Below are 20318 nucleotides of genomic sequence, written 5' to 3' on the forward strand. Positions count from 1 at the left end.
GCGGTGCGAGAATGGGGGCATGGACAACACCGCCGACGCCACCACCGACATCCTGACCGCTGCCCCGGAGACGGACCCGAACGCCAGCCGCTCGACGACGCCGAAATCCGATGTATTCAAGTCCTACATCAGCACCGGGTGGGCGCACAGGGAGGACACCCTCCCCGCCGCCCGTGAGCAGGCGAGCTTCGCCGCGGCACGCCGCGACGCCCTCTCCGCCCGCTTCCCCGGCCAGCGCCTGATCGTGCCGGCCGGCAGCCCGAAGCAGCGCTCCAACGACACCGACTACCCGTTCCGCGCGCACAGCGCCTTCGTGTACCTGACCGGCTGGGGCGCCGACGCCGAGCCGGAGGCGGTTCTCGTCTTCGAGCCCACCGCCGCCGGGCACGAGGCAACCCTGTACTTCCGCGAGCGCGCCGGCCGCGACTCGGAGGAGTTCTACCACAACCCCGCAATCGGTGAGTTCTGGATCGGCCCGCGCCCCTCCATCGCCCAGGTCGCCGCCGACCTCGGCATCCACACCCGCGGCATCGCCGAGCTCGACGCCGTCTACGGCGCGGTCGACTCCACCACGCTCGTCCTGCGCGAGGCCGACCCGGCCGTCACCGAGGCCGTCGACTCCGCCCGGCTGCGCTTCGCCGCAGAGGAGGCGCTGCGCGACAACGCCCAGGACTCGCCGTTCAGCCTCGAGATCGGGGCGGAACACGAGCCGGACGCCGAGCTGCACGTCGTGCTCAGCGAGATGCGCCTCGTCAAGGACTCCTACGAGATCGCCCAGATGCGCCTCGCCGTCGACGCCACCGAGCGCGGCTTCAACGACGTCATCGCCGACTTCCCGCGGATCTCGGCCAGCCCGCGCGGCGAGCGCATCGTCGACGGCGTGTTCTACACCCGGGCCCGCCTGGACGGCAACGCCCTCGGCTACGACACCATCGCGGCATCCGGCGCCCACGCCACGATCCTGCACTGGACCCGCAACGACGGCCCGGTGCGCCCGGGCGAGCTCATGCTGCTCGACGCCGGCGTCGAGGTCGACAGCCTCTACACCGCCGACGTCACGCGCACCCTGCCGATCAACGGCACCTTCAGCCCGGTGCAGCGGATGATCTACGACGCCGTCCTGGACGCCGCGGATGCCGCGCTGGCCGTGGTCAAGCCGGGCATCGTGTTCCGCGAGGTGCACGCGGCGGCCATGGCCGTCATCGCCGAGCGCACCGCGGAGTGGGGCTTCCTGCCCGTCTCGGCCGCCGAGTCGCTCGAGGCCGACAAGCAGTACCACCGCCGCTACATGGTGCACGGCACCAGCCACCACCTCGGCATCGACGTGCACGACTGCGCCCAGGCACGCCGTGAGATGTACATCGACGGCATCGTCGAGGAGGGCATGGTTTTCACGATCGAGCCCGGGCTGTACTTCCAGAGCGACGACGAGACGGTTCCGGCCGAGTTCCGCGGCATCGGCGTGCGCATCGAGGACGACATCCTGGTGACCGCCGACGGTGCGGAGAACCTGTCCATCGGCATCCCGCGCACGGCGTCCGACGTCGAGGCGTGGGTGCGCTCCGGCGGCTGGAGCTAAGCTCTCGCGCCCGGCCCGGCGGCAGCGGTCGGCCGGAGCCGCACACGGTGCGCGCTGAAAAACAGGAGGAGAGCCTCGCGGGGCCGCATATGCGGTCGGCGAGGCTCTCCTCCTGTTTTTTGCGTCTCGTCGAGACCCGATGCCCACGCATCCGGCCGACTTCGCCCCCGTCGACTTCGGGACGGGGGTCGTCTTCTCCTTCCCGTCGCGCAAACTGGCCTGCGGCGTTCGAGAGCGAGTACCGCGACACCACAGTCGTGCTCCCGGTCGGCTCGGCGATCGTCTCCGGAGACGTCATCTGCACGTCGACGGATGCCGGCATCTCCTGCGCGCACACGCAGGGCGGGCACGGTTTCACCCTCTCGGAGACCGCCAACGACAGCTGGTGAGCGGGGAGCGCCCGCCAGTTGCTAGGCGCCCGGCAGTTGCTAGGCGGCGGGCAGTTGCTAGGCGGCGGGCGGCGCGGGCGGCGTCTGCTCGCCGGCATCCGCCCCAGCGGGAACGGGCTCGCCGTGCAGGATGTTGCGGGCCTTGTGCACCAGCTCGCTGGGCGCCTGCACGGTGTAGCTGACGGCGATGAGCTGCATCACTGAGCTGAAGTCGCGGCGCTTGCGCTTGACCGAGTAGCTGACGATGCCGAACAGCATGCCGAAGCCGGCACCAATCAGCAGCGCCGCGAAGATCATCGGCATGCTCGCCCCGCTCGGCGCGAAGATGAACAGGATGAGGCCGAGGAAGATTCCGAGCCAGGCCCCGGACGCTGCGCCGCCGAGCGCGGCACGGCCGTAGCTCATCTTGCCGGTCACCAGTTCGACGCTCTTCAGGTCGTTGCCGATGATCGCCAGTTGCTTCACCGGGAAGTCGGCGCGTGCCAGGACGTCGACCGCGGTCTGCGCCTCGGCGTAGCTGGCGTAGTTCTCAACGGCCTCTCCCTGCGGCAACACCGGGTATCGCGTGGCGTTGCGGGCAGAGAAGGGGTTCTGGGCACTCATGCGGCCATTCTCCCATGTGGGCCTGAAAACGGTGTGAGTGGCCTAGATTTGAAGGGTGAGTGCCAACAGAGTCTTCGTCGCCCGTCTGGCAGGGTGCACCGTCTTCGACCCCGCGGGCGACCGCGTGGGCAAGGTGCGCGACGTTCTGGTTGTGTACCGCAAATCGGATCCGCCCCGCGTCGTCGGCCTGATCGTGGAGATCCCCGGCCGGCGCCGCGTCTTCATGTCGATCGGGCGGGTGACCAGCATCGGCAGCGGCCAGATCATCACCGACGGACTCATCAACGTGCGCCGATTCGAGCAGCGCGGCGGCGAGGTGCGCGTCATCGCCGAGATGCTCGGCCGCAAGGTGAGCTTCGTCGACGGCTCCGGCGAGGCGACCATCGAGGACGTCGCCATCGAGGAGCAGGGCCAGGACCAGAGCGAGTGGGCCATCAGCCAGCTCTTCGTGCGCCGCCCCAAGACCAGCCCGTCGCCGTTCGCCAAGGGCCAGACGGTTTTCGCCGACTGGGCCGAGGTGCGCGAGACGGTCACCGCCGGACAGGCGCAGTCCGCCGAGCACCTCATCGCCACGTTCTCCGAGCTCAATCCCGCCGACCTGGCCTCCACCCTGCTCGACCTGCCCACCGAGCGCATGCTCGAGGTGGCCGGCGAGCTCTCCGACGACCGCCTCGCCGATGTGCTGGAGGAAATGCCGGAGGTCGAGCAGGTCGGCATCCTGGCCAGCCTGGGCGATGCCCGCGCCGCCGACGTGCTCGACCACATGCAGCCGGATGACGCGGCCGACCTGATCGCCCAGCTGCCCGAGGAGCGCGGCGAGCAGCTGCTCGAGCTGATGGAGCCGGAGGAGGCCGACGATGTGCGCTTCCTGCTCTCCTACGCCCCGGACACCGCAGGCGGCCTGATGACCCCGGAGCCGATCATCGTCTCCGCCGACGCCACCGTCGCCGAGGGGCTGGCGCTGATCCGCCGGCACGACCTCGCCCCCGCGCTCGGCGCCGCGATCTGCGTGACGCTGCCGCCGTACGAGCCGCCGACCGGCCGCTTCCTCGGCATGGTGCACTTCCAGCGGATGCTGCGCTACCCGCCGCATGAGCGCCTGGGCACCCTGCTCGACCAGGGCCTCGAGCCCGTGACGGCGAACACCTCCGCGGCCGAGGTCAGCCGCATCCTGGCCAGCTACGACCTGGTCTCCGTCCCCGTTGTCGATGAGCACCACCGACTTGTCGGGGTGGTGACCATTGACGATGTTCTCGATTATCTTCTTCCCGCCGACTGGCGAAGTCATCCCGACGACGATGCCGACTTCACCGCGCGCGCCGCGGCGCGCGCGCAACTCAAGACAGGCAGCATCCCGCTGATCGGGAACGACACCGCGGGGCGGAGGACCGGCAATGGCACGAGCTAACAAGAGCGACATCCGCCTCGACACCCCCCGCGGGCTGCGGGGCCCGGCCATCTCGGCGCGCGACAAGGCCAACAGCCGCGACCGCTTCGGCCGCTTCACGGAGGCGATCGCCCGCGGCATGGGCACGCCGGGATTCCTCGTCGGCCTCTCGTTGTTCTGCCTGGGCTGGCTCGCGTTCAACACGTGGGGCCCCGAGCAGTGGCGCTTCGACTCCGCCGCGATCGGCTTCACTGCGCTGACCCTGATCCTCTCGCTGCAGGCCTCCTACGCCGCCCCGATGATCCTGCTCGCGCAGAACCGCCAGGACGACCGCGACCGGGTGCAGATCGAGCAGGACCGCCAGCGGGCCGAGCGCAACCTCGCCGACACCGAGTACCTCGCCAGGGAGGTCGTCGCCCTGCGCCTGTCCATCTCGGACATGGCCTCGAAGGACTTCATCCGCTCCGAGCTGCGCAGCCTGCTCGAGCAGCTGGACGAGCGCGACTCCGCGGCGGCGAAGGCCGAGTACGAGAACGGGGCGGCGGATGTCGGCAAGCCCTGAGCCTGCCGGCATCCGACCGGCCGGAATCGAGGCGCTGCACCAGGCCCTCGCCCGCGTCATCGACCCCGAGATCCGTCGACCGATCACCGATCTCGACATGGTCGGCGAGCTCTCGCTCGATGACGCCGGGCGCGCGCACGCCGTCATCAAGCTGACCATCATCGGCTGCCCGGCCGCCCGCCGCATCGAGGACGACTCCCGCGCCGCCCTGGAGGGCGTCGTCGGGGCCGGCAACGTCGAGCTGGCGATGACCGTCATGAGCGTCGAGGAGCGCAAGGCGCTCACCGCGAAGCTGCAGGGCACGGGCACCCGCACGATGCCCTTCACGCCCGACTCCCTGACCCGCGTCATCGCCGTCACGAGCGGCAAGGGCGGAGTCGGCAAGTCGACGCTCACCGCCAACCTGGCGGTCGCGCTCGCCGCGCGGGGCCTCCGCGTCGGGCTGCTCGACGCCGATGTGCACGGTTTCTCGATCCCCGGCCTGCTCGGCCTGGCCGGGGTGAAGCCGACCCGGGTCGGCGAGATGATCCTGCCGCCGGTCGCGTTCGGCGTGAAGGTGATCTCGATCGGCATGTTCCTCGATGACACATCCGCCGCCGTCGCCTGGCGTGGCCCCATGCTGCACCGCACCATCAACCAGTTCCTGACCGACGTCTACTTCGGCGACCTCGACGTGCTGCTGCTCGACCTTCCGCCCGGCACCGGCGACGTCGCCATCTCGATCGGCCAGCTGCTGCCGCACGCCGAGGTGCTCGTCGTCACCACCCCGCAGCCGGCGGCCGCCGACGTCGCGGAGCGCAGCGGGGTCGTCGCCCGGCAGACCGGGCAGAGCGTGTTCGGCGTGATCGAGAACATGGCCGGGCTCGCCCAACCGGACGGCACCGTGCTGGAGCTGTTCGGCTCCGGCGGCGGCGCCGAGGTGGCCAGCCGGCTGGGCGTGCCGCTGCTGGCCCGCATCCCGCTCAGCGTGCCGCTGCGCGAGGGCGGCGACACCGGCTCCCCCATCGTGTTGAGCGACCCGGATGACGCGGCCGCCGCGGCCATCCTCGGCGTCGCGGATGCCCTCGCCAGCACGGGCCGCGGCCTGGCCGGCCGTCCGCTGCCGCTCAGCTTCGCCTAGCCCGCGGCCTCGTCGCTCGCGCTTCCAGGAGCAGGGCGTCGTGGGGCCGCAGAGGGCCCCCACGGCGCCCTGGTCCTGATTTTCAGTGCTGGCTGCTGAGCGTCGGGAAGGTCCACTCGCCGTCGAGGATCTCTGCGCGCGGCCGGTACATCCGCACCAGGTAGTTCCAGCCGTCCGTGAGCGGCAGCGCGTTCACCGCGCCGGGAGAGGTGTCGCCGAAGCGGACGGTGATGGTGCCGTCGTCGTTCGGCACGCCGGTGATGTTGTTGATCGTGTACGCGCCCTGCTCGTTCGGCTCGAAGTAGCCGCCGGCGTTGTAGACGGAGATGGACCAGAAGCCGTCGACGGGCACCGGGCCGACCGTCAGCTCATACTCGCCGACCGGCAGGCGCGGGTCGACGCCGATGTAGCTCGCCTCGGCGGAGGGAAGCCCGCCCCAGCCGGCCGCGGTTCCGATGAGGTGGCGGACGGGGTCGACCTCCTCCTTCCTGCCGAACGTGCGGTCGAAGTCGCTCAGGTTGCGAGCCAAGGAGAGCAGCGCGGTGCGCGTCTCGTCGAGGCTGGTCGTGTCGTAGTCGGGCATCTCGAAGGGCGCCGCCGCGGTGGCGGTCAACTCGAGCTGGTCCTGCAGTGCCGCGACCGCCGCGGCATCCGCCGGGTCGGCAGGATCGACCAGGATGCGCACCGCCACCACGACGTGCGGCGTGCCGAACTGCTCCTGGGTGAGCTCGTAGCGGCCGGCGTCGTGGAAGATCGCGTCGACGTAGTGGTGCTCGTTGACGACCATGGCGGAGAGGTACCGCTCGCCGTGCTCCGGGATGCTCAGGGTGGCGCCGGCGCTGATGTCGACGACCGCGAAGCTGTACAGCGTGTCGCGGTTCAGTCGGATGACGGTCTGGTTGTCGATCGCGGCTGGCTCGCGGTTGTGCAGGAAGCGGTTGACGCCTCCGGCATTGGCTTGGAGGTCCCGCATCATGCGGTGGGTCTCGGCGAGGGCGAAATTGTCTACATTGACGAGAGTGGCCATGGAGCGATCATGGCAGCGCACGCTCGCCAGCGCTAGGGCCACGGTGTGCCTGCCGTCCACCGGGCGCGCACGGCGAGTGCGCACGCGCCCGGCGCGGGCGATGCCCGCTAGGCCGGCTCGACCAGTCGGGCGATCAGCTCGGTGAGCAGCGGTTCGGCCACGGCCGGCGGCAGCGCCTCGACCAGGGCGAGGAACGGCGCGAGCCGCTCGGGCAGCGCCGCGTCCGCGCCGCCGGCGCCGGCTTCGGGGCTGCCCTCGGCATCCGGGGCCAGCCCGATCGCCTGCAACAGGGCGAACGCCGACGCCGCGTCCAGCGCGGCGGGCAGCGCCCCGCCGAACGCCCCGCCGAGCGAGGCCAGAAGCGGTGTGACGTCGACGGCGGGCACGCCGCGCACCTCGTCCGCGGCCGCCACGAGGGCGGTCGTCAGTTCGGCCAGCCGGGACTCGGTCACCGGGGTGACGGTCAGGTGCGCCGTCGGGGGCAGCCGGGTGCCGTCGGACTGCGTGAAGCCCGGCTGCAGTTGCAGCTGCCAGCCATGGGTGCGGGCCTGGTCCGCCCAGTGGTGCGGGTCGACGCGGCGCTCGGCCGGCACAGACTCGTCCACCGCGACGGCGATGGCCGGGCCGGTCGGGTGCCCGACGACGCGGAGGCCGTCGATCCCCGTGATGGTGTCTGCAAGCGCCGCAGTGGCCCGCGCGCAGCTCTCCGTCAGCCGGGCGAAGCCGCTGGCGCCGAGGGTCTGCGTGATCGCCCATGCCGCGGCGAGGGCCGCCGCCGACTTGGAGCCGAGCAGGGTGGAGTTGACCACCGGGTAGCCGGGCCAGCCGGTCGTCGCGAAGTACTGCTGCCGCTGCCGGTCCCGGCCGCGCTGCAGCAACACGGAGGCCCCCTTCGGCGCGTAGCCGTACTTGTGCAGGTCGGCGGAGAGGCTCGTGACGCCGGGCAGCTGCAGGTCCCAGCTGGCTGCGTCGACTCCCGGCCACCAGGGCAGCACGAAACCACCGAAGCAGGCGTCGACGTGACAGCTGACGCCGGCCGCCGCGGCCAGCGCCGACACCTCAGCGATCGGGTCGAGCACCCCGTGCGGGTAGGCGGGGGCGCTCAGCACGACGAGCGCCACGTCGTCGGCACCTGCCAAGAGCGCGGCGAAGTCCGCGGCCAGGGGCCGGCCGGATTCCGGGTCCACCGGAACGAGCTCGAGGCGCAGCCCGAAGTAGTCGGCCGCCTTGTGGAACGCGGCATGCACGGTGCTCGGGGCCAGGATGCGGGGCACCACGGTGCCTGCCGGGGTTCCGCGGCGCGCGGCATCCGCCCGCCACAGCTCCCGCGCCGTCTTGACTGTGAGCAGGCAGCTCTCGGTGCCGCCGCTCGTGACGGTGCCGACGACCTGCTCGTCGCCGTGGAAGACCGCGCGGGCGAAGCCGATGACCTCACGCTCCATCGCGGCGACGGAGGTGAAGGTGGTCGGGTCCAGGGCGTTCACCGGCTGCACGGCGCGGATCGCGCTCGCGGCCAGCTCGTCGAGCTCGGCCACGCCGGAGTCGTAGACGTAGGAGAGCACCCGGCCGCCGTGGGTGGGCGCGTCGCCCTCCCGCAGCGCGTCCAGGCGGGCCAGCACGCTCGCCGGGGTCTGCTCGAAGTGTGCGCTCACACGAGCACCTTCCTGTCGATGTCGGATTTGCGGAGGGTGTAGCGCCGCAGGCTCAGCAGGCTGGCCGCGATGAGGGCGGCGGGCAGGGCGCTGAAGCTCAGCACGATGCCGGTGACGGCGGCCTCGCTCTGCACGACCGTCGCCGACCCGATGCTCTCGATGTAGCCGGTGGCGGCGAGCATCACGGTCAGGGCGGTGGCACCGAGGGCCATGCCGGTGGTCTCCCCCGCCGTCCAGACACCGCTGAAGGTGCCGGCCTGGCCGTCGCCGTGCTCGGCGGCGTCGTGCGAGATGACGTCGGGCAGCATCGCCATCGGCAGCGATTGCATGCCCGCATAGCCGGCGCCGGCGAGGGCGACGGGCAGGTACACCCATGCCCCCGGTGCCCACAGCATCGCGGTGAGCGAGAGCGCGGCGACGCCGAACAGCACGCTGGCCAGCACGAAGCCGCGTTCCTTGCCCACGCGCCGGGCGATCACACCCCAGAGCGGTGCGCAGAACAGCGCAGGGGCGATCAGCGCAACGAACAACAGTTCGAGTGCGGCCTCCGAGTGCAGCACCCAGACGGCGACGTAATTGGCGCCGGCCAGCATGACGCCGGTCGCGAGCCCCTGCAGCATGAACGTGAGCAGCAGGGCGCGGAACGACTGCGAGCGACGCAGCACGGCCAGTCCGGCCCTGTAGTGCTCGCGGATGCCGCCGCCGGGGTGCGCGCCTGAGGCGGCCGCGTGCGCCCCGACGCCCCGCGGCGCGACGCGGGAGGCCAGCAGCATCCCGACCCCGATCACCACGCCAGCGACGACGGCCATGATCAGGTAGCCGAGGTACTCGTTCTCGCCGCCCAGACGGCGCAGCATCGGGCCGCCGGCGCCGAACAGCAGGATCGCGGCGGTCAGCACCACGACCCGCCAGGTGAGCAGGCGGGTGCGCTGGTCGTAGCCGTCGGCAAGCTCGGCCGGCAGCGCGATGTATGGCACCTGGAACAGGCTGAACGCCGTGGCCGTGAGCACGAAGGCGATGAGCACCCAGACGCCGGATGCCGCGGGCTCCAGCTCGGCCGGCACGGCGAACGTGAGCACGAAGAACACGGGCAGCAGCAGGGCGCCCGCGCGCATGAAACCGCGCCGCGAGCCGTGGCGGGCCAGCGCCCGGTCGCTCCGGGCACCGATGACCGGGTCGATCAGCACGTCCCAGATCTTGGCCACCGTCACCAGCGCTCCGGCCAGCAGGGCGGTCACGCCGAGGGTGTCGGTCAGGTAGAACACCAGGACGAGCCCGGGCAAGGTGGCGAAGCCGCCGGTGCCGAGGGATCCCAGGGCATAGCCGACGATTGTCTTACGAGAGAGTGCACGCTCCGTTGCGGTCATCCCGGCAGTGTATCGAGCCGCAAACCAGAACTGGGTCAACTGACCTAATTCGGTGTCGGCTGACCTAGAATGGCGCTCATGTCTGCCTCTCCGCTGCACCCGACGTTCATAGCCGAACTCGACCGCGACCTGGTCGCCACCTCCGGCACGACCCGCTCCGTGCAGGCGCCGTTCACCGGCGAACTGCTGCACGAGCTTCCGCACAGCACACCCGCCGACGTCTCCGACGCCTTCGCGCGCGCCCGGCTGGCGCAGCTCGCCTGGGCCAGAGCCGGCTTCGCGCACCGCCGCGCCGTGCTGCTGCAGGCCCACGACAACATCCTGGAACGCCGCGAGATGCTGCTGGACGTGCTGCAGTCCGAGACCGGCAAGACCCGCGGCCAGGCCTTCGAGGAGCTCTACCAGGTGCTCAGCGTCACCCGCTACAACGCGCTGGCCGCGCGGCCGGTGCTCCGCGGCGGGCGCCGCCGCAGCGGCGTCCCGACCGTCGTCGCCACCCGGGTGGCCTACAAGCCCAAGGGCATCGCCGGCGTCATCACGCCGTGGAACTACCCGCTCAGCCTGGCCGCCATGGATGTCGTGCCCGCGCTCGCGGCCGGCTGCGGCGTCGTGCAGAAGGCCGACGACCAGGGCGCGCTCAGCGTGCTCGCCCTCCGCCAGGCCTTCATCGACGCCGGTGTCCCCCGCGCGCTCTGGGCGGTCGTCGCCGGCGCCGGCGCCGAGATCGGCGGGGCCGTCACCGACCATGCCGACTACATCTGCTTCACCGGCTCGACCGCGACCGGCCGCGGCGTGGCAGAGAAGGCCGGCCGCCGCCTGGTTGGCGCCTCGCTCGAGCTCGGCGGCAAGAACCCGCTGATCGTGCTGGACGACGTCGACCCGGAGAAAGCCGCCGCGGATGCCGCATACGCCTGCTTCTCGTCGATGGGCCAGCTCTGCGTCTCGATCGAGCGCATCTACGTCGAGCGCGCCGTGGCCCCGGCCTTCATCGCCGCCCTCGCCGCCCGCGTCGGCACCCTCGTGCCGGGCGCGAACTACGACTTCGGCAGCGATGTCGGCTCACTGACCACGCCGGCCCAGCTGGCGCGGGTGCAGGAGCATGTGGCGGATGCCGTGGCCAAGGGCGCCACGGTCATCGCCGGCGGAAAGGCCCGCCCGGATCTCGGCCCGCTGTTCTTCGAGCCGACGGTGCTGACCGGTGTGACGAGCGAGATGGACTGCTTCGCCGGGGAGACGTTCGGCCCCGTCGTCTCGATCACCGTGGTGGACAGCGAGGAGGAGGCGATCCTCGCCGCCAACGCGAGCGACTACGGCCTGAACGCCGCCGTGTTCAGCGGCTCGACCGCACGCGGGCTCCGACTGGCCCGGGCGATCGATGCGGGCAGCGTCAATGTGAACGAGGGCTACCGGGCCAGCTTCGGCTCGATCGACGCCCCGATGGGCGGCGTCAAGCAGTCCGGCGTCGGCCGGCGCAACGGCCGCGAGGGCCTGCTGCGCTTCGTGGACTCGGTCACGATCTCGCACGCGACCGGCCTGGTGCAGCTTCCGCGCACCGGCGCGGAGTTCGCCAAGCTCGGCGGCGTGATGCTCGTCATGGCCGCCGTGCTCAAGGGCATCCGCCGCCGGTAGGGCGCCCGGCATCCACGACCCGGCCGCGCCCGCCCGGTGCGCCCGCGACCGTGACCGTGACCGTGGCCGACCGTGCCCGGCCGCGCCCGTTTGGGAGGCCGACGGACGATCGGGAGGCAGCTTCAGGCCGGCTTCGGCCTCCCGATCCGCCGATTGCATCCCGATCGGATGCCGCGGCAGACTCCTCGTGACCGGCGGAGTTGGCTTCGGTCGCTGGCGCTCCCTGCGCCGACGGGAGAGGCGCTCGCGCGGCGGGCGCGGCCCGGCCGCGCCCGCCGGGTGCCCCCGTGGCCGTGCCCGTGACCGTGGCCGTGCCCGGCCGCGCCTGTTTGGGAGGCCGACGGAAGATCGGGAGGCAGCTTCAGGCCGGCTTCGGCCTCCCGATCCGCCGATTGCCTCCCGATCGGATGCCGCGGCGGACGCCACGTGACGGGCGGGGTTGGCTTCGGTCGCTGGCGCTCCCTCGAGCCAACGGGAGAGGGCCGGGCGCTCGCTGCGCCGACGGGAGAGGGCCTGGCGCTCCCCCGCGCCACGGGAGAGGGAGCGGGTCCGTTAGCCGAAGAGGTTGATCGGTTTCACGATGTCGGCGTAGACGAGCAGCGCGCTCATTCCGCCGAGGATGATCACCACGGCCATGGTGAGCGGCATCAGCCGCGCGGTGTCGACGGGGCCCGGGTCGGCGCGGCGGAACAGCTTGGCGAAGCGGCGCCGGATGGCCTCCCAGAGCGCGCCGGCGATGTGCCCGCCGTCCAGCGGCATCAGCGGCACCAGGTTGAACACGAACAGCGCGATGTTCAGCGAGGCGAGCAGTCCGATCAGGCTGGCCACCTTGCTCTCGACGGTGAGGGTGTCGAGGGCGGCGATCTCTCCGGCGACCCGGCCGACGCCGACGACGCTGATCGGCCCGTTCGGGTCGCGCTCCTCCGGGCCGAAGGCGGCCTGTGCCACGTCGACCATGCGCTGCGGCAGGTTCAGGATGATGTGGGCGACGCCACTGATGTTGTCGCCGACTGCGGGCAGCACGGCCGTCGCCGGCTGCGGGACGAGCTCGCTGGCCGGGCCGATGCCGGCGAAACCGACCTCGGTCGTGACGGGCTTGCCCGCGGCATCCGTCACCGGCTTGCCGGCCTCGTCGAACACGGGGCGCTCGGTGAGCAGCGGGGTGAGGGTGAGCGTCTTCTCGGCGCCGTCGCGCTCGACGACGACGATGAGCGCGGTGCCGGCCGAGGCACGGATCTTCTCGGTGGACTCTTGCCAGCTGGTGACGGGGGCGCCGTCGATGCTGACCAGGCGGTCGCCGGGCAGGATGCCGGCCGCGGCGCCCGGCGCGGCCGGGTCGTTCGGGCCGCACTCCTGGCTGGCGGAGCCGGCCGTCTGCACGCAGGCGGAGACGCTGCCGATCGTGGTGCTGGCCTGGGCCGCGCCGAAGCCCATCAGCAGGATGGCGAACAGCACGACGGCGATGAGCAGGTTCATGAACGGCCCGCCGAACATGATGATGATGCGCTTCCACACCGGCAGCAGGTAGAAGGCCCGGTGCTCCTCGCCCTCGCCGATCGTCTCCGCGCTGGCGGTGCGCGCGTCGCTGGCCATGCTGCTGAGGAAGCCGGTGTTGGCGCTGCGAGCCGCCGTGCCGTCCTTGGCCGGCGGGAACATGCCGATCATCGAGATGTAGCCGCCGAACGGGATCGCCTTGACGCCGTACTCGGTCTCGCCCTTGCGGCGCGACCAGATCGTCGGGCCGAAGCCGATCATGTACTGGGTGACCTTCACACCGAAGCGCTTGGCCGGGACCAGGTGCCCGATCTCGTGCAACGCGATCGACACAGCGAGGCCGACCGCCAGAATGACGACACCCAGAACGAAGAGAAGCACGGAATCCACGTCGACAGCGTAGCCCTCCCTCGCTGCGAGCCCGCTGAGGTCGAGCTGAACGGAGTCTGCACCGGGGCGCCCATCGCGGCCGGCGCTCCCCGCGCATTTCGGGACCCCGGCAGGTGTTGCGGCGCGGCCCGCTGTGCTTTGATGTCTCTGCCGCCCCGAAGCGGCAGGGATGGGGTCACCATGTCACGTCAACTCGTCGTCGGTGCCGGGCTCATCGGCGGCGGGGTCGCACGCCGCCTCGCGGCTCGCGGCGACGACGTGGTCATCGCCTCCCGGCACGGCACCGCGGTGGACGGCGCCCGCGCGCTCGCCCTCGATGCGACGGATGCCGAGGCGTTCGCCGCCGCGGCGGGCGGCGCGGCCACGATCTTCCTCTGCACCAACCCGCCGTACACACGGTGGCCGACGGACTGGCCGCCCGTCTTCGCTGCGGCGATCGACGCGGCCACGAGAAGCGGCGCCGGCCTCGTGATCATGAGCAACCTCTACGGCTACGGCCCGCCGGAGGGACCGATGACGGAGGATTCACCGGAGCTCAGCACCGAGACGAAGGGCCGCGTGCGGCTGGCCGGCTGGCACGCCGCCCTCGCCGCCCACGAGCGCGGCGACATCCGGGCCGTCGAAGTGCGGGCCAGCGACTACTTCGGGCCGGGCGCGACCGGCACCGCGCATCTGGGCGAGAGCTTCTTCCACGCGGCGGAGAAATCGAAGACGGCCAGGGTCGTCGGCGACCCGGCGCTGCCGCACAGCTGGAGCTACCTGCCCGACATCGTGTCGACGCTGATCGCCGCCGCCGACTACGAGGGCGCGTGGGGCCGCGTCTGGCATGTGCCGAGCGGCCAGCCCCGCGCCCGCACCGTGATCATGGAGCAGCTGAACGAGCACTACGGCGGGCATGGCCGCGTCGCCGGGTACCCGCAGTGGGTGCTGCGCGCCCTCGCCGCGGTGAGCCCCCTGATGCGCGAGATCGAGGCGTCCAGCTATCAGTTCCGGATGCCGTTCGTCATCGACTCCGCCCAGACGGAACGCCTGCTCGGGGTGAGCGCGACCGGCTGGCTGGAGGCCCTGACGACGACGGCCGACACCTACCGCTCAGCGCGGCACTGAACGGCGCCGCGGTCAGCGGGCCGCGATCAGCGCGCCGCGATCAGCGCGCCGCGATCAACTTGTCTGCACTCGCCCGCGCCCAGCGCTCGGCCTCGCCCAGCGACTCGCGGGTGAGCGTGCCGTCCGCCTCGTGCGTGTCGACGACCCGGCGCACCGTGTCGACGATGTCGGTGAAGCCGATGGCACCGGCGTGGAAGGCGTGCACGGCCTGCTCGTTGGCAGCGTTGAAGACGGCCGGGTAGCTCGAGCCGGCGCGGCCGACCTGCTTGGCCAGGGCGACGGCCGGGAACACGGTGTCGTCCAGCGGTTCGAACGTCCAGCTCTGCGCGGTCGTCCAGTCCAGCGGCGCACCGACGCCGCCGACCCGGTTCGGCCAGTCCAGCCCGAGCGAGATCGGCAGCTTCATGTCCGGCGGGGAGGCTTGGGCGATCGTGGAGCCGTCGACGAACTCCACCATGGAGTGCACGATCGACTGCGGGTGCACGACGACGTCGATGCGGTCGAACGGCACGTCGAAGAGCAGGTGCGCCTCGATCACCTCGAGCCCCTTGTTGACGAGCGTCGCCGAGTTCGTCGTGACGACGCGGCCCATGTCCCAGGTGGGGTGGGCGAGCGCCTCGGCGGGAGTGACGCCGGCCAGCGACTCCCTGCTGCGGCCGCGGAAGGGGCCGCCGGATGCCGTGACGACGAGCCGGCGCACCTCGGATGCCGCGCCGGAGCGCAACGCCTGGGCGATGGCCGAGTGCTCGGAGTCCACCGGCACGATCTGGCCGGGCGCGGCGATGCCCGTCACCAGCTGGCCGCCGACGATCAGCGACTCCTTGTTCGCCAGCGCCAGCGTGCGCCCGGTCTCCAGCGTCGCCAGCGTCGGCCCGAGACCCACGGAGCCGGTGATGCCGTTCAGCACGACATCCGCCTCGACACCGCGCACCAGGGCCTCGGCATCCTCTGCGCCGAGCGCGGTGTCGTCGACGAAGAACTCCTCGGCCTGCGCCGCCATCAATTCGGCGTTGCGGCCCGCGGCCAGCCCCACCACCTCGAAGCGGTCGGGGTTGGCCCGAATCACGTCGAGTGCCTGCGTTCCGATGGAACCTGTCGAACCGAGAATGATCACTTTGCGCACCCCCTCAGCCTACGGCGCGGGCGTAGCCTGGGCACGACTGTGGGAATCATCCAATGTGAATGCCGACAGCGGCATATAAATACGCGTACTGTCGTCAGGTGACCGAAGCAGCCAACACCCCCGCAGAACCCATCGACGACGAGGGTGTCGAGGCCCCGACGAAGTCGCCGGGGGCGGTCTACTACCTCGGCCGCACGCTCATCTCCCTGGTCGCCAAGACCGTCTTCCGCCCGACCATCACGGGCCGCGAGAACGTGCCGAAGACCGGCCCGGTGATCCTCGCCAGCAACCACCTCTCCTTCATCGACAGCATCGTGATCCCGATCTCGGCGCCGCGCCCCGTGCAGTTCCTGGCCAAGTCGCACTACTTCACCGGCACCGGCTTCAAGGGCTGGGTGTCCCGCTCCTTCTTCACCGCGATCGGCGCCGTCGGCGTCGAGCGCGGCGCAGGCCAGGCCGCTCAGAACGCGCTCGACCAGGGCAAGCGCATCCTCGACGGCGGCAACGCCTTCGCCCTCTACCCGGAGGGCACCCGCTCCCTCGACGGCCGCCTCTACCGCGGCCGCACCGGCATCGCCTGGCTGGCCCTGACCACCGGCGCCACCGTCGTTCCTGTCGGACTGATCGGCACCCAGGAGATCCAGCCGGTCGGCTCGAAGGTGCCCCGTGTGCGCAAGGTGACGGTGAAGTTCGGCGAGCCGCTCGACCTCTCCCACTACGGCGCCGCGACATCCGGCAAGGCGCGTCGGCAGGCCACCGACGAGATCATGGCGGCCATCCACGCGCTCACCGGGCAGGAGCTCGCCGGCACCTACAACGAGGCGCCGCCGTCGGGCACCCTGCACAAGCTCGCCGACAAGGTGTTCCCCAAGGAGCGCCTGTAAGCGCGCCCCGCGCCTTTCGGCAGCGTTTTCCGAGGTGCAGCGGCTAGGGTCGAGCCTGATGACTTCTCGCCGACACCAGAGCCACCGCCCCGACCAGCACCGACGGATGCCGCGAGCCGGCGCCCTGCTGATCGCCCTCCTCTCGGCGCTCCTGCTGGCCGGGACGGGAACCATCACGGCGCAGGCCGTGCAGGCCCAGCCGGCCGGACCGGCCGTCGCCGCCGCGCTCGGCGCCGGAATCGTGCCGGCCGCGGCATCCGCCGACGGGGACTTCGTGCCGACCGTGTACGGCGAGTTCGACCCCGGCTTCATCATCAGCGACGCGAACTTCTACGACAGCCGGGCGATGAGCGAGGCCGAGATTCAGCTCTTCCTCGAGCAGCAGGACTGCGTGGCCAAGGACGGCGTCTCCTGCCTGGCCGACTTCACCCAGACCACCACCTCGCAGAAGGCCGAGGGCGGCCAGCACTGTGCCGCCTACACCGGGGCCCGCTCCGAGCCGGCCAGCCGGATCATCGCCAAGGTGGCCGTGGCCTGCGGAATCAGCCCGCGCGCCCTTCTGGTGCTGCTGCAGAAGGAGCAGTCGCTGCTCACCCGGCCGAGCGAGCACGGCTACACGCGGGCGATGGGCTACGGCTGCCCGGACACGGCCGACTGCGACACCGAGTACTTCGGCTTCTTCAACCAGGTCTTCAACGCGGCCTGGCAGATGCGCCAGTACACCGAGCAGCCGGAGCGCCAGTACAAGGTCGGCACGGTCGAGGTGGGCTACCACCCGGATGCCGGCTGCGGCTCCTCCGCCGTCGACATCCGCAACCAGGCCACCGCGAACCTCTACAACTACACGCCGTACCAGCCGAACCGCGCCGCGACCAGCGATCTGGCCGGCGAGGGCGACGGCTGCTCGACGCACGGCAACCTGAACTTCTGGCTGCTCTACTCGAAGTGGTTCGGCGACCCGCAGACGGTGCCGTTCCCGGCCATCTTCGGCGCCTGCACGAACCTCGTCGGCGGCCATGGCTGCGGCGTTCCGCGCTGGCCGCTCGCGCCGCTGCCGGCCGAGTTCAGCACGGAGTAGCGGGCGTCCCGGCGCTGGCCGGGGGCTTCGACAGGCTCAGCCAGCGGGAACCCGGTTTCGACAGGCTCAGCCGGCGGACGTGACGGGCTCGTGCCCGACCGGGAAGTTCACCGAGTTGGCGATGAAGCAGAGCTGCGAGGCCTCGGCGTGCAGCGAGCCCGCAAGCTCGATCTGCCCGGCATCCGCCACGAGCACCCGCGGCCGCAGCGTCGCCGAGGTGAAGCGGCCCGCCCCGGAGGAATCCGACTCCATGGTGCCGACGGCGTCGTCCTCGTAGCCGAGCACGACGACGCCGTGCCGAACCGCCACGTGCAGGTAGGAGAGCATGTGGCACTGGCTGAGCGCCGCCAGCAGCATCTCCTCCGGGTTCCAGCGCTCCCGATCGCCGTGGAAGGTGCGGTCGGCCGAGCCCTCGATCGGGTGCTTGCCCGCCGCGCTCACCTCATGCTGGCGGCCGTACTCCCGGTAGCCGCTCGTGCCCGTGCCGCGGTTTCCCTGCCACTCGACACGGACGGCGTAGTTGTGCTCGTGCACCATGGCCGGCTCCTCCTTCTGCGCGCGGGGCCGCGCGATAAGCTGACTTCATCATGACTGACGTTTCCGCCTCCCCCGCACCCGTGACCAGTATCTGCTCCGAGCGGGCGGCGTCGGAATGTCGGTGATCGTGGCCGAGACCTTCCGCCTCACGGATGCCGTCGAGCTCGCCGTCGTCGAGCGCAGCGGCTTCGTGGAGTCCCGGCACGCCGGCTCGGCCGTCGTTCTGGCCCCAGACGGCAGCGTGCTGCGGAGCCTCGGCGACCCGTCCGCGCCGGTCTTCCCGCGGTCGACGCTGAAGCCGTTCCAGGCCATCGCCGCGATGACCAGCGGCGTCACGCTGCGCGGCGAGGATGCCGCCATCGCCACCGCCAGCCACTCCGGCACCGCCCGCCATGTCGAGTTGGTGCGCGGCCTGCTCGCCCGGGAGGGGATTCCGGAGAGCGCGCTCGGCTGCCCGCCCTCCTACCCGCAGGACGCAGAGGCCCGCGACGCCGCGGTGCGCTCTGGCGCCGGCAAGCAGCGCATCCAGATGACCTGCTCCGGCAAGCACGCCGCCATGCTGCTGGCCTGCGTCGCCAACGACTGGCCGTTGGAGAGCTACCTGCACCCGGAGCACCCCCTGCAGAAGCGAGTGCTCGACGTGATCGAGCGTTTCACCGGCGAGCGTCCCGTCGCGACCGGCATCGATGGCTGCGGCACCCCCGTGCACGCGATCTCGCTGCTCGCGCTGGCCCGCGGCATCCACCGCATCGGCACCTCGACCCCCGCCTCCCCGTTCGCGATCTTCCGTGAGGCCGGCGTGCTTGCCGAGGCCGTGCGCGAGAACGGCTGGGTCGTCGCCGGCCCCGGCCAGCCGGACACCGTCGCCATCGACCGGCTGGGCGTCTTCGCCAAGTTCGGCGCGGAGGGCATCATGACCATGGTCGCGCCGAACGGCACCACGGTCACGCTCAAGGTGCTCGATGGCAGCCTGCGCGCGGCCAGCGCCGTCGCGCTGCGCCTGCTCGCCGATGCCGAGGCCGTGGACGGCGCCGCGGTCGAGTCGCTCACCTCCGAGCTCGGCCTGCTGCTCTCCGGCGGCGACGCCATCGTCGGGCGGGTCCGCGTCAGCATCTAGCGCGAGCCGCCGGCTGGGACGCCCCTCGCCCGGCATATCGGCAGCGGCACCTGCGCGAGTATGCTGCCGTGTGCAGGACGACGACGTCCCCCAAGTGCAAGGAGCGGCATGAGAATCTCAGTCCCCCGCGAGGTCAAGAACAACGAGTTCCGGGTGGCGATCACTCCCAGCTGCGTGCACGACCTGGTGAGCAACGGCCACGAGGTTTTCGTGCAGGCCAGCGCGGGCGTCGGCTCCGGCATCTCGGATGCCGACTACGCGGCCGCCGGGGCCAGGATCCTCGCCGACGCGGCGGAGACGTGGGCGACGGGCGAGCTGGTGCTCAAGGTGAAGGAGCCCGTCGAGAGCGAGTACGGCTTCTTCCGGCCGGGGCTCGTGCTCTTCACGTACCTGCACCTGGCCGCGGAGGCCGCCCTCACCCGTGCCCTGCTGGAGCACGGGGTCACGGCCATCGCCTACGAGACGGTGCAGCTGGCCAACCGGTCGCTGCCGCTGCTCGCCCCGATGAGCGAGGTGGCCGGGCGGCTCGCCCCGATCGTGGGCGCCAACGCCATGTTGAAGCCGGCCGGCGGCCCCGGCCTGCTCGTGCCCGGTGTGCCGGGGACCCCGGCCGCCTCCGTGACGGTGCTCGGCGGCGGCGTCGCCGGCACCAGTGCCCTGCAGCTTGCGATCGGCATGGGCGCCCGGGTGACGGTGCTCGACACGAACCTCTTCCGGCTGCGCGAGCTGGACGCCCTCTATGGAGGGCGCATCACCACGATCGCCTCCAGCACCCTGGAGGTGGAGCGCGCGGTGATCGCCAGCGACCTCGTCATCGGGTCCGTGCTCATCCCCGGCGCCAAGGCCCCCAAGCTTGTCAGCAATGAGATGGTCTCCCGGATGCGGCCGGGCAGCGTGCTCGTGGACATCGCCATCGACCAGGGCGGCTGCTTCGCCGACAGCCGCCCGACGACGCACGCCGACCCGACGTTCCTGGTGCACGGCTCGATCTTCTACTGCGTCGCGAACATGCCGGGCGCCGTGCCGATCACCTCGACGTACGCCCTGACGAACGCGACGCTGCCCTACGTGCGCGCGGTGGCCAACCACGGCTGGCGCGCGGCGATGCAGGCCGACCCGGCGCTGGCCCGCGGCCTCAACGCGCACGACGGCGAGCTGTGCAACGCCGCCGTCGCCGCCGCCCACGGCCAGTCGGTGCGGGAGCTGGCCGCGATCCTGGCCTGAGCCGCCGCGCGTCGGCCGCTCTGCGCCAGCCGCTAGCCGCTAGCCGCTA

At 71.6% G+C, this 20318-nt stretch carries 18 protein-coding genes; 11 read left to right on the forward strand and 7 right to left on the reverse strand.

All coding sequences use genetic code 11. The features are described 5' to 3' along the window. Window positions 1–19: 19 nt before the first annotated feature. Together GY24_RS06400 and GY24_RS18155 are read left to right on the forward strand one after the other, a co-directional pair. Window positions 20–1579, forward strand: coding sequence for an aminopeptidase P family protein (locus tag GY24_RS06400; protein ID WP_104474889.1), 1560 nt, complete (start codon window positions 20–22; stop codon window positions 1577–1579). A gap of 257 nt (window positions 1580–1836) precedes the next feature. Then, complete coding sequence (locus tag GY24_RS18155; RefSeq protein WP_267892604.1) at window positions 1837–1968, forward strand: hypothetical protein; 132 nt, start codon at window positions 1837–1839, stop codon at window positions 1966–1968. Window positions 1969–2025: 57 nt separating this feature from the next. Here GY24_RS18155 and GY24_RS06405 read toward each other — a convergent pair whose 3' ends face one another. Beyond that, complete coding sequence (locus GY24_RS06405; RefSeq protein ID WP_104474890.1) at window positions 2026–2571, reverse strand: general stress protein; 546 nt, start codon at window positions 2569–2571, stop codon at window positions 2026–2028. Between the two features lie 55 nt (window positions 2572–2626). On the opposite strand from GY24_RS06405, the gene GY24_RS06410 reads away from it, so the two are divergent. The 3 genes from GY24_RS06410 to GY24_RS06420 are packed head-to-tail and all read left to right on the forward strand — an operon-like array spanning window position 2627 to window position 5640. Then, window positions 2627–3979, forward strand: a complete 1353-nt coding sequence (locus GY24_RS06410) for a magnesium transporter MgtE N-terminal domain-containing protein (RefSeq protein WP_104474891.1) — start codon at window positions 2627–2629, stop codon at window positions 3977–3979. After that, window positions 3966–4520: a DUF1003 domain-containing protein gene (locus GY24_RS06415; RefSeq protein ID WP_104474892.1), complete on the forward strand. Its 555-nt coding sequence runs from the start codon at window positions 3966–3968 to the stop codon at window positions 4518–4520. Before GY24_RS06410 ends, GY24_RS06415 begins: the two co-directional genes overlap by 14 nt. Next, complete coding sequence (locus GY24_RS06420; protein WP_104474893.1) at window positions 4504–5640, forward strand: Mrp/NBP35 family ATP-binding protein; 1137 nt, start codon at window positions 4504–4506, stop codon at window positions 5638–5640. The genes GY24_RS06415 and GY24_RS06420 overlap by 17 nt, the downstream gene beginning before the upstream one ends. An 82-nt stretch (window positions 5641–5722) precedes the next feature. Here the strand turns inward: GY24_RS06420 and GY24_RS06425 are convergent, their stop codons facing one another. The 3 genes from GY24_RS06425 to GY24_RS06435 form a co-directional block, all read right to left on the reverse strand. Then, entirely contained in the window at window positions 5723–6667 is a 945-nt protein-coding gene (locus tag GY24_RS06425; RefSeq protein WP_104474894.1) for a DUF1214 domain-containing protein, read from the reverse strand. 107 nt (window positions 6668–6774) lie between these two features. Next, window positions 6775–8319, reverse strand: coding sequence for a pyridoxal phosphate-dependent decarboxylase family protein (locus GY24_RS06430; RefSeq protein ID WP_104474895.1), 1545 nt, complete (start codon window positions 8317–8319; stop codon window positions 6775–6777). Further along, complete coding sequence (locus GY24_RS06435) at window positions 8316–9686, reverse strand: MFS transporter (RefSeq protein ID WP_104474896.1); 1371 nt, start codon at window positions 9684–9686, stop codon at window positions 8316–8318. Before GY24_RS06435 ends, GY24_RS06430 begins: the two co-directional genes overlap by 4 nt. 78 nt (window positions 9687–9764) lie before the next feature. Here GY24_RS06435 and GY24_RS06440 point away from each other — a divergent pair, with 78 nt between their 5' ends. Further along, window positions 9765–11315 carry a succinic semialdehyde dehydrogenase gene (locus GY24_RS06440; protein WP_202972919.1) on the forward strand — a complete coding sequence of 517 codons (1551 nt, stop codon included), beginning with the start codon at window positions 9765–9767 and terminating at the stop codon, window positions 11313–11315. Window positions 11316–11867: 552 nt separating this feature from the next. Here the strand turns inward: GY24_RS06440 and GY24_RS06445 are convergent. Further along, window positions 11868–13199 carry a M50 family metallopeptidase gene (locus GY24_RS06445; RefSeq protein WP_162842925.1) on the reverse strand — a complete coding sequence of 444 codons (1332 nt, stop codon included), beginning with the start codon at window positions 13197–13199 and terminating at the stop codon, window positions 11868–11870. 180 nt (window positions 13200–13379) lie between these two features. Between GY24_RS06445 and GY24_RS06450 the strand changes: the two genes are divergently transcribed. After that, a complete protein-coding gene (locus GY24_RS06450; protein ID WP_104474899.1) occupies window positions 13380–14306 on the forward strand; it encodes an NAD-dependent epimerase/dehydratase family protein in 927 nt (308 codons plus the stop codon). A gap of 40 nt (window positions 14307–14346) precedes the next feature. Here the strand turns inward: GY24_RS06450 and dxr are convergent, their stop codons facing one another. After that, window positions 14347–15429 carry a 1-deoxy-D-xylulose-5-phosphate reductoisomerase gene (dxr, locus tag GY24_RS06455; protein ID WP_104474900.1) on the reverse strand — a complete coding sequence of 361 codons (1083 nt, stop codon included), beginning with the start codon at window positions 15427–15429 and terminating at the stop codon, window positions 14347–14349. Window positions 15430–15527: 98 nt separating this feature from the next. On the opposite strand from dxr, the gene GY24_RS06460 reads away from it, so the two are divergent. Next, the gene (locus tag GY24_RS06460) at window positions 15528–16313 is read left to right on the forward strand and encodes a lysophospholipid acyltransferase family protein (protein ID WP_407662150.1); all 786 of its coding nucleotides are present in this window, start codon (window positions 15528–15530) and stop codon (window positions 16311–16313) included. A gap of 58 nt (window positions 16314–16371) precedes the next feature. Further along, complete coding sequence (locus GY24_RS06465; RefSeq protein ID WP_133161133.1) at window positions 16372–17391, forward strand: hypothetical protein; 1020 nt, start codon at window positions 16372–16374, stop codon at window positions 17389–17391. Between the two features lie 66 nt (window positions 17392–17457). On the opposite strand, the gene GY24_RS06470 is transcribed toward GY24_RS06465, so the two are convergent. Next, window positions 17458–17928: an OsmC family protein gene (locus GY24_RS06470; protein WP_083363382.1), complete on the reverse strand. Its 471-nt coding sequence runs from the start codon at window positions 17926–17928 to the stop codon at window positions 17458–17460. Window positions 17929–18043: 115 nt separating this feature from the next. Here GY24_RS06470 and GY24_RS06475 point away from each other — a divergent pair, with 115 nt between their 5' ends. Then, on the forward strand, window positions 18044–19045 hold the full coding sequence (locus GY24_RS06475; RefSeq protein WP_104474903.1) for an asparaginase: 1002 nt from the start codon (window positions 18044–18046) through the stop codon (window positions 19043–19045). Between the two features lie 108 nt (window positions 19046–19153). Then, window positions 19154–20269, forward strand: a complete 1116-nt coding sequence (gene ald, locus GY24_RS06480; RefSeq protein WP_104474904.1) for an alanine dehydrogenase — start codon at window positions 19154–19156, stop codon at window positions 20267–20269. Window positions 20270–20318: the final 49 nt, after the last annotated feature.

It is taken from the genome of Microterricola pindariensis, assembly GCF_002936985.1.
Taxonomy (GTDB): domain Bacteria; phylum Actinomycetota; class Actinomycetes; order Actinomycetales; family Microbacteriaceae; genus Microterricola; species Microterricola pindariensis.

Excerpts from the sequence above, each read along its gene's own strand:
- GY24_RS06400 (WP_104474889.1), top strand. The coding sequence starts at position 20 with ATGGACAACACCGCCGACGCCACCACCGACATCCTGACCGCTGCCCCG.
- GY24_RS06405 (WP_104474890.1), bottom strand. The coding sequence starts at position 2,571 with ATGAGTGCCCAGAACCCCTTCTCTGCCCGCAACGCCACGCGATACCCG.
- GY24_RS06415 (WP_104474892.1), top strand. The coding sequence starts at position 3,966 with ATGGCACGAGCTAACAAGAGCGACATCCGCCTCGACACCCCCCGCGGG.
- GY24_RS06420 (WP_104474893.1), top strand. The coding sequence starts at position 4,504 with ATGTCGGCAAGCCCTGAGCCTGCCGGCATCCGACCGGCCGGAATCGAG.
- GY24_RS06425 (WP_104474894.1), bottom strand. The coding sequence starts at position 6,667 with ATGGCCACTCTCGTCAATGTAGACAATTTCGCCCTCGCCGAGACCCAC.
- GY24_RS06435 (WP_104474896.1), bottom strand. The coding sequence starts at position 9,686 with ATGACCGCAACGGAGCGTGCACTCTCTCGTAAGACAATCGTCGGCTAT.
- GY24_RS06440 (WP_202972919.1), top strand. The coding sequence starts at position 9,765 with ATGTCTGCCTCTCCGCTGCACCCGACGTTCATAGCCGAACTCGACCGC.
- GY24_RS06450 (WP_104474899.1), top strand. The coding sequence starts at position 13,380 with ATGTCACGTCAACTCGTCGTCGGTGCCGGGCTCATCGGCGGCGGGGTC.
- GY24_RS06465 (WP_133161133.1), top strand. The coding sequence starts at position 16,372 with ATGACTTCTCGCCGACACCAGAGCCACCGCCCCGACCAGCACCGACGG.
- GY24_RS06470 (WP_083363382.1), bottom strand. The coding sequence starts at position 17,928 with ATGGTGCACGAGCACAACTACGCCGTCCGTGTCGAGTGGCAGGGAAAC.
- GY24_RS06475 (WP_104474903.1), top strand. The coding sequence starts at position 18,044 with ATGTCGGTGATCGTGGCCGAGACCTTCCGCCTCACGGATGCCGTCGAG.
- ald (WP_104474904.1), top strand. The coding sequence starts at position 19,154 with ATGAGAATCTCAGTCCCCCGCGAGGTCAAGAACAACGAGTTCCGGGTG.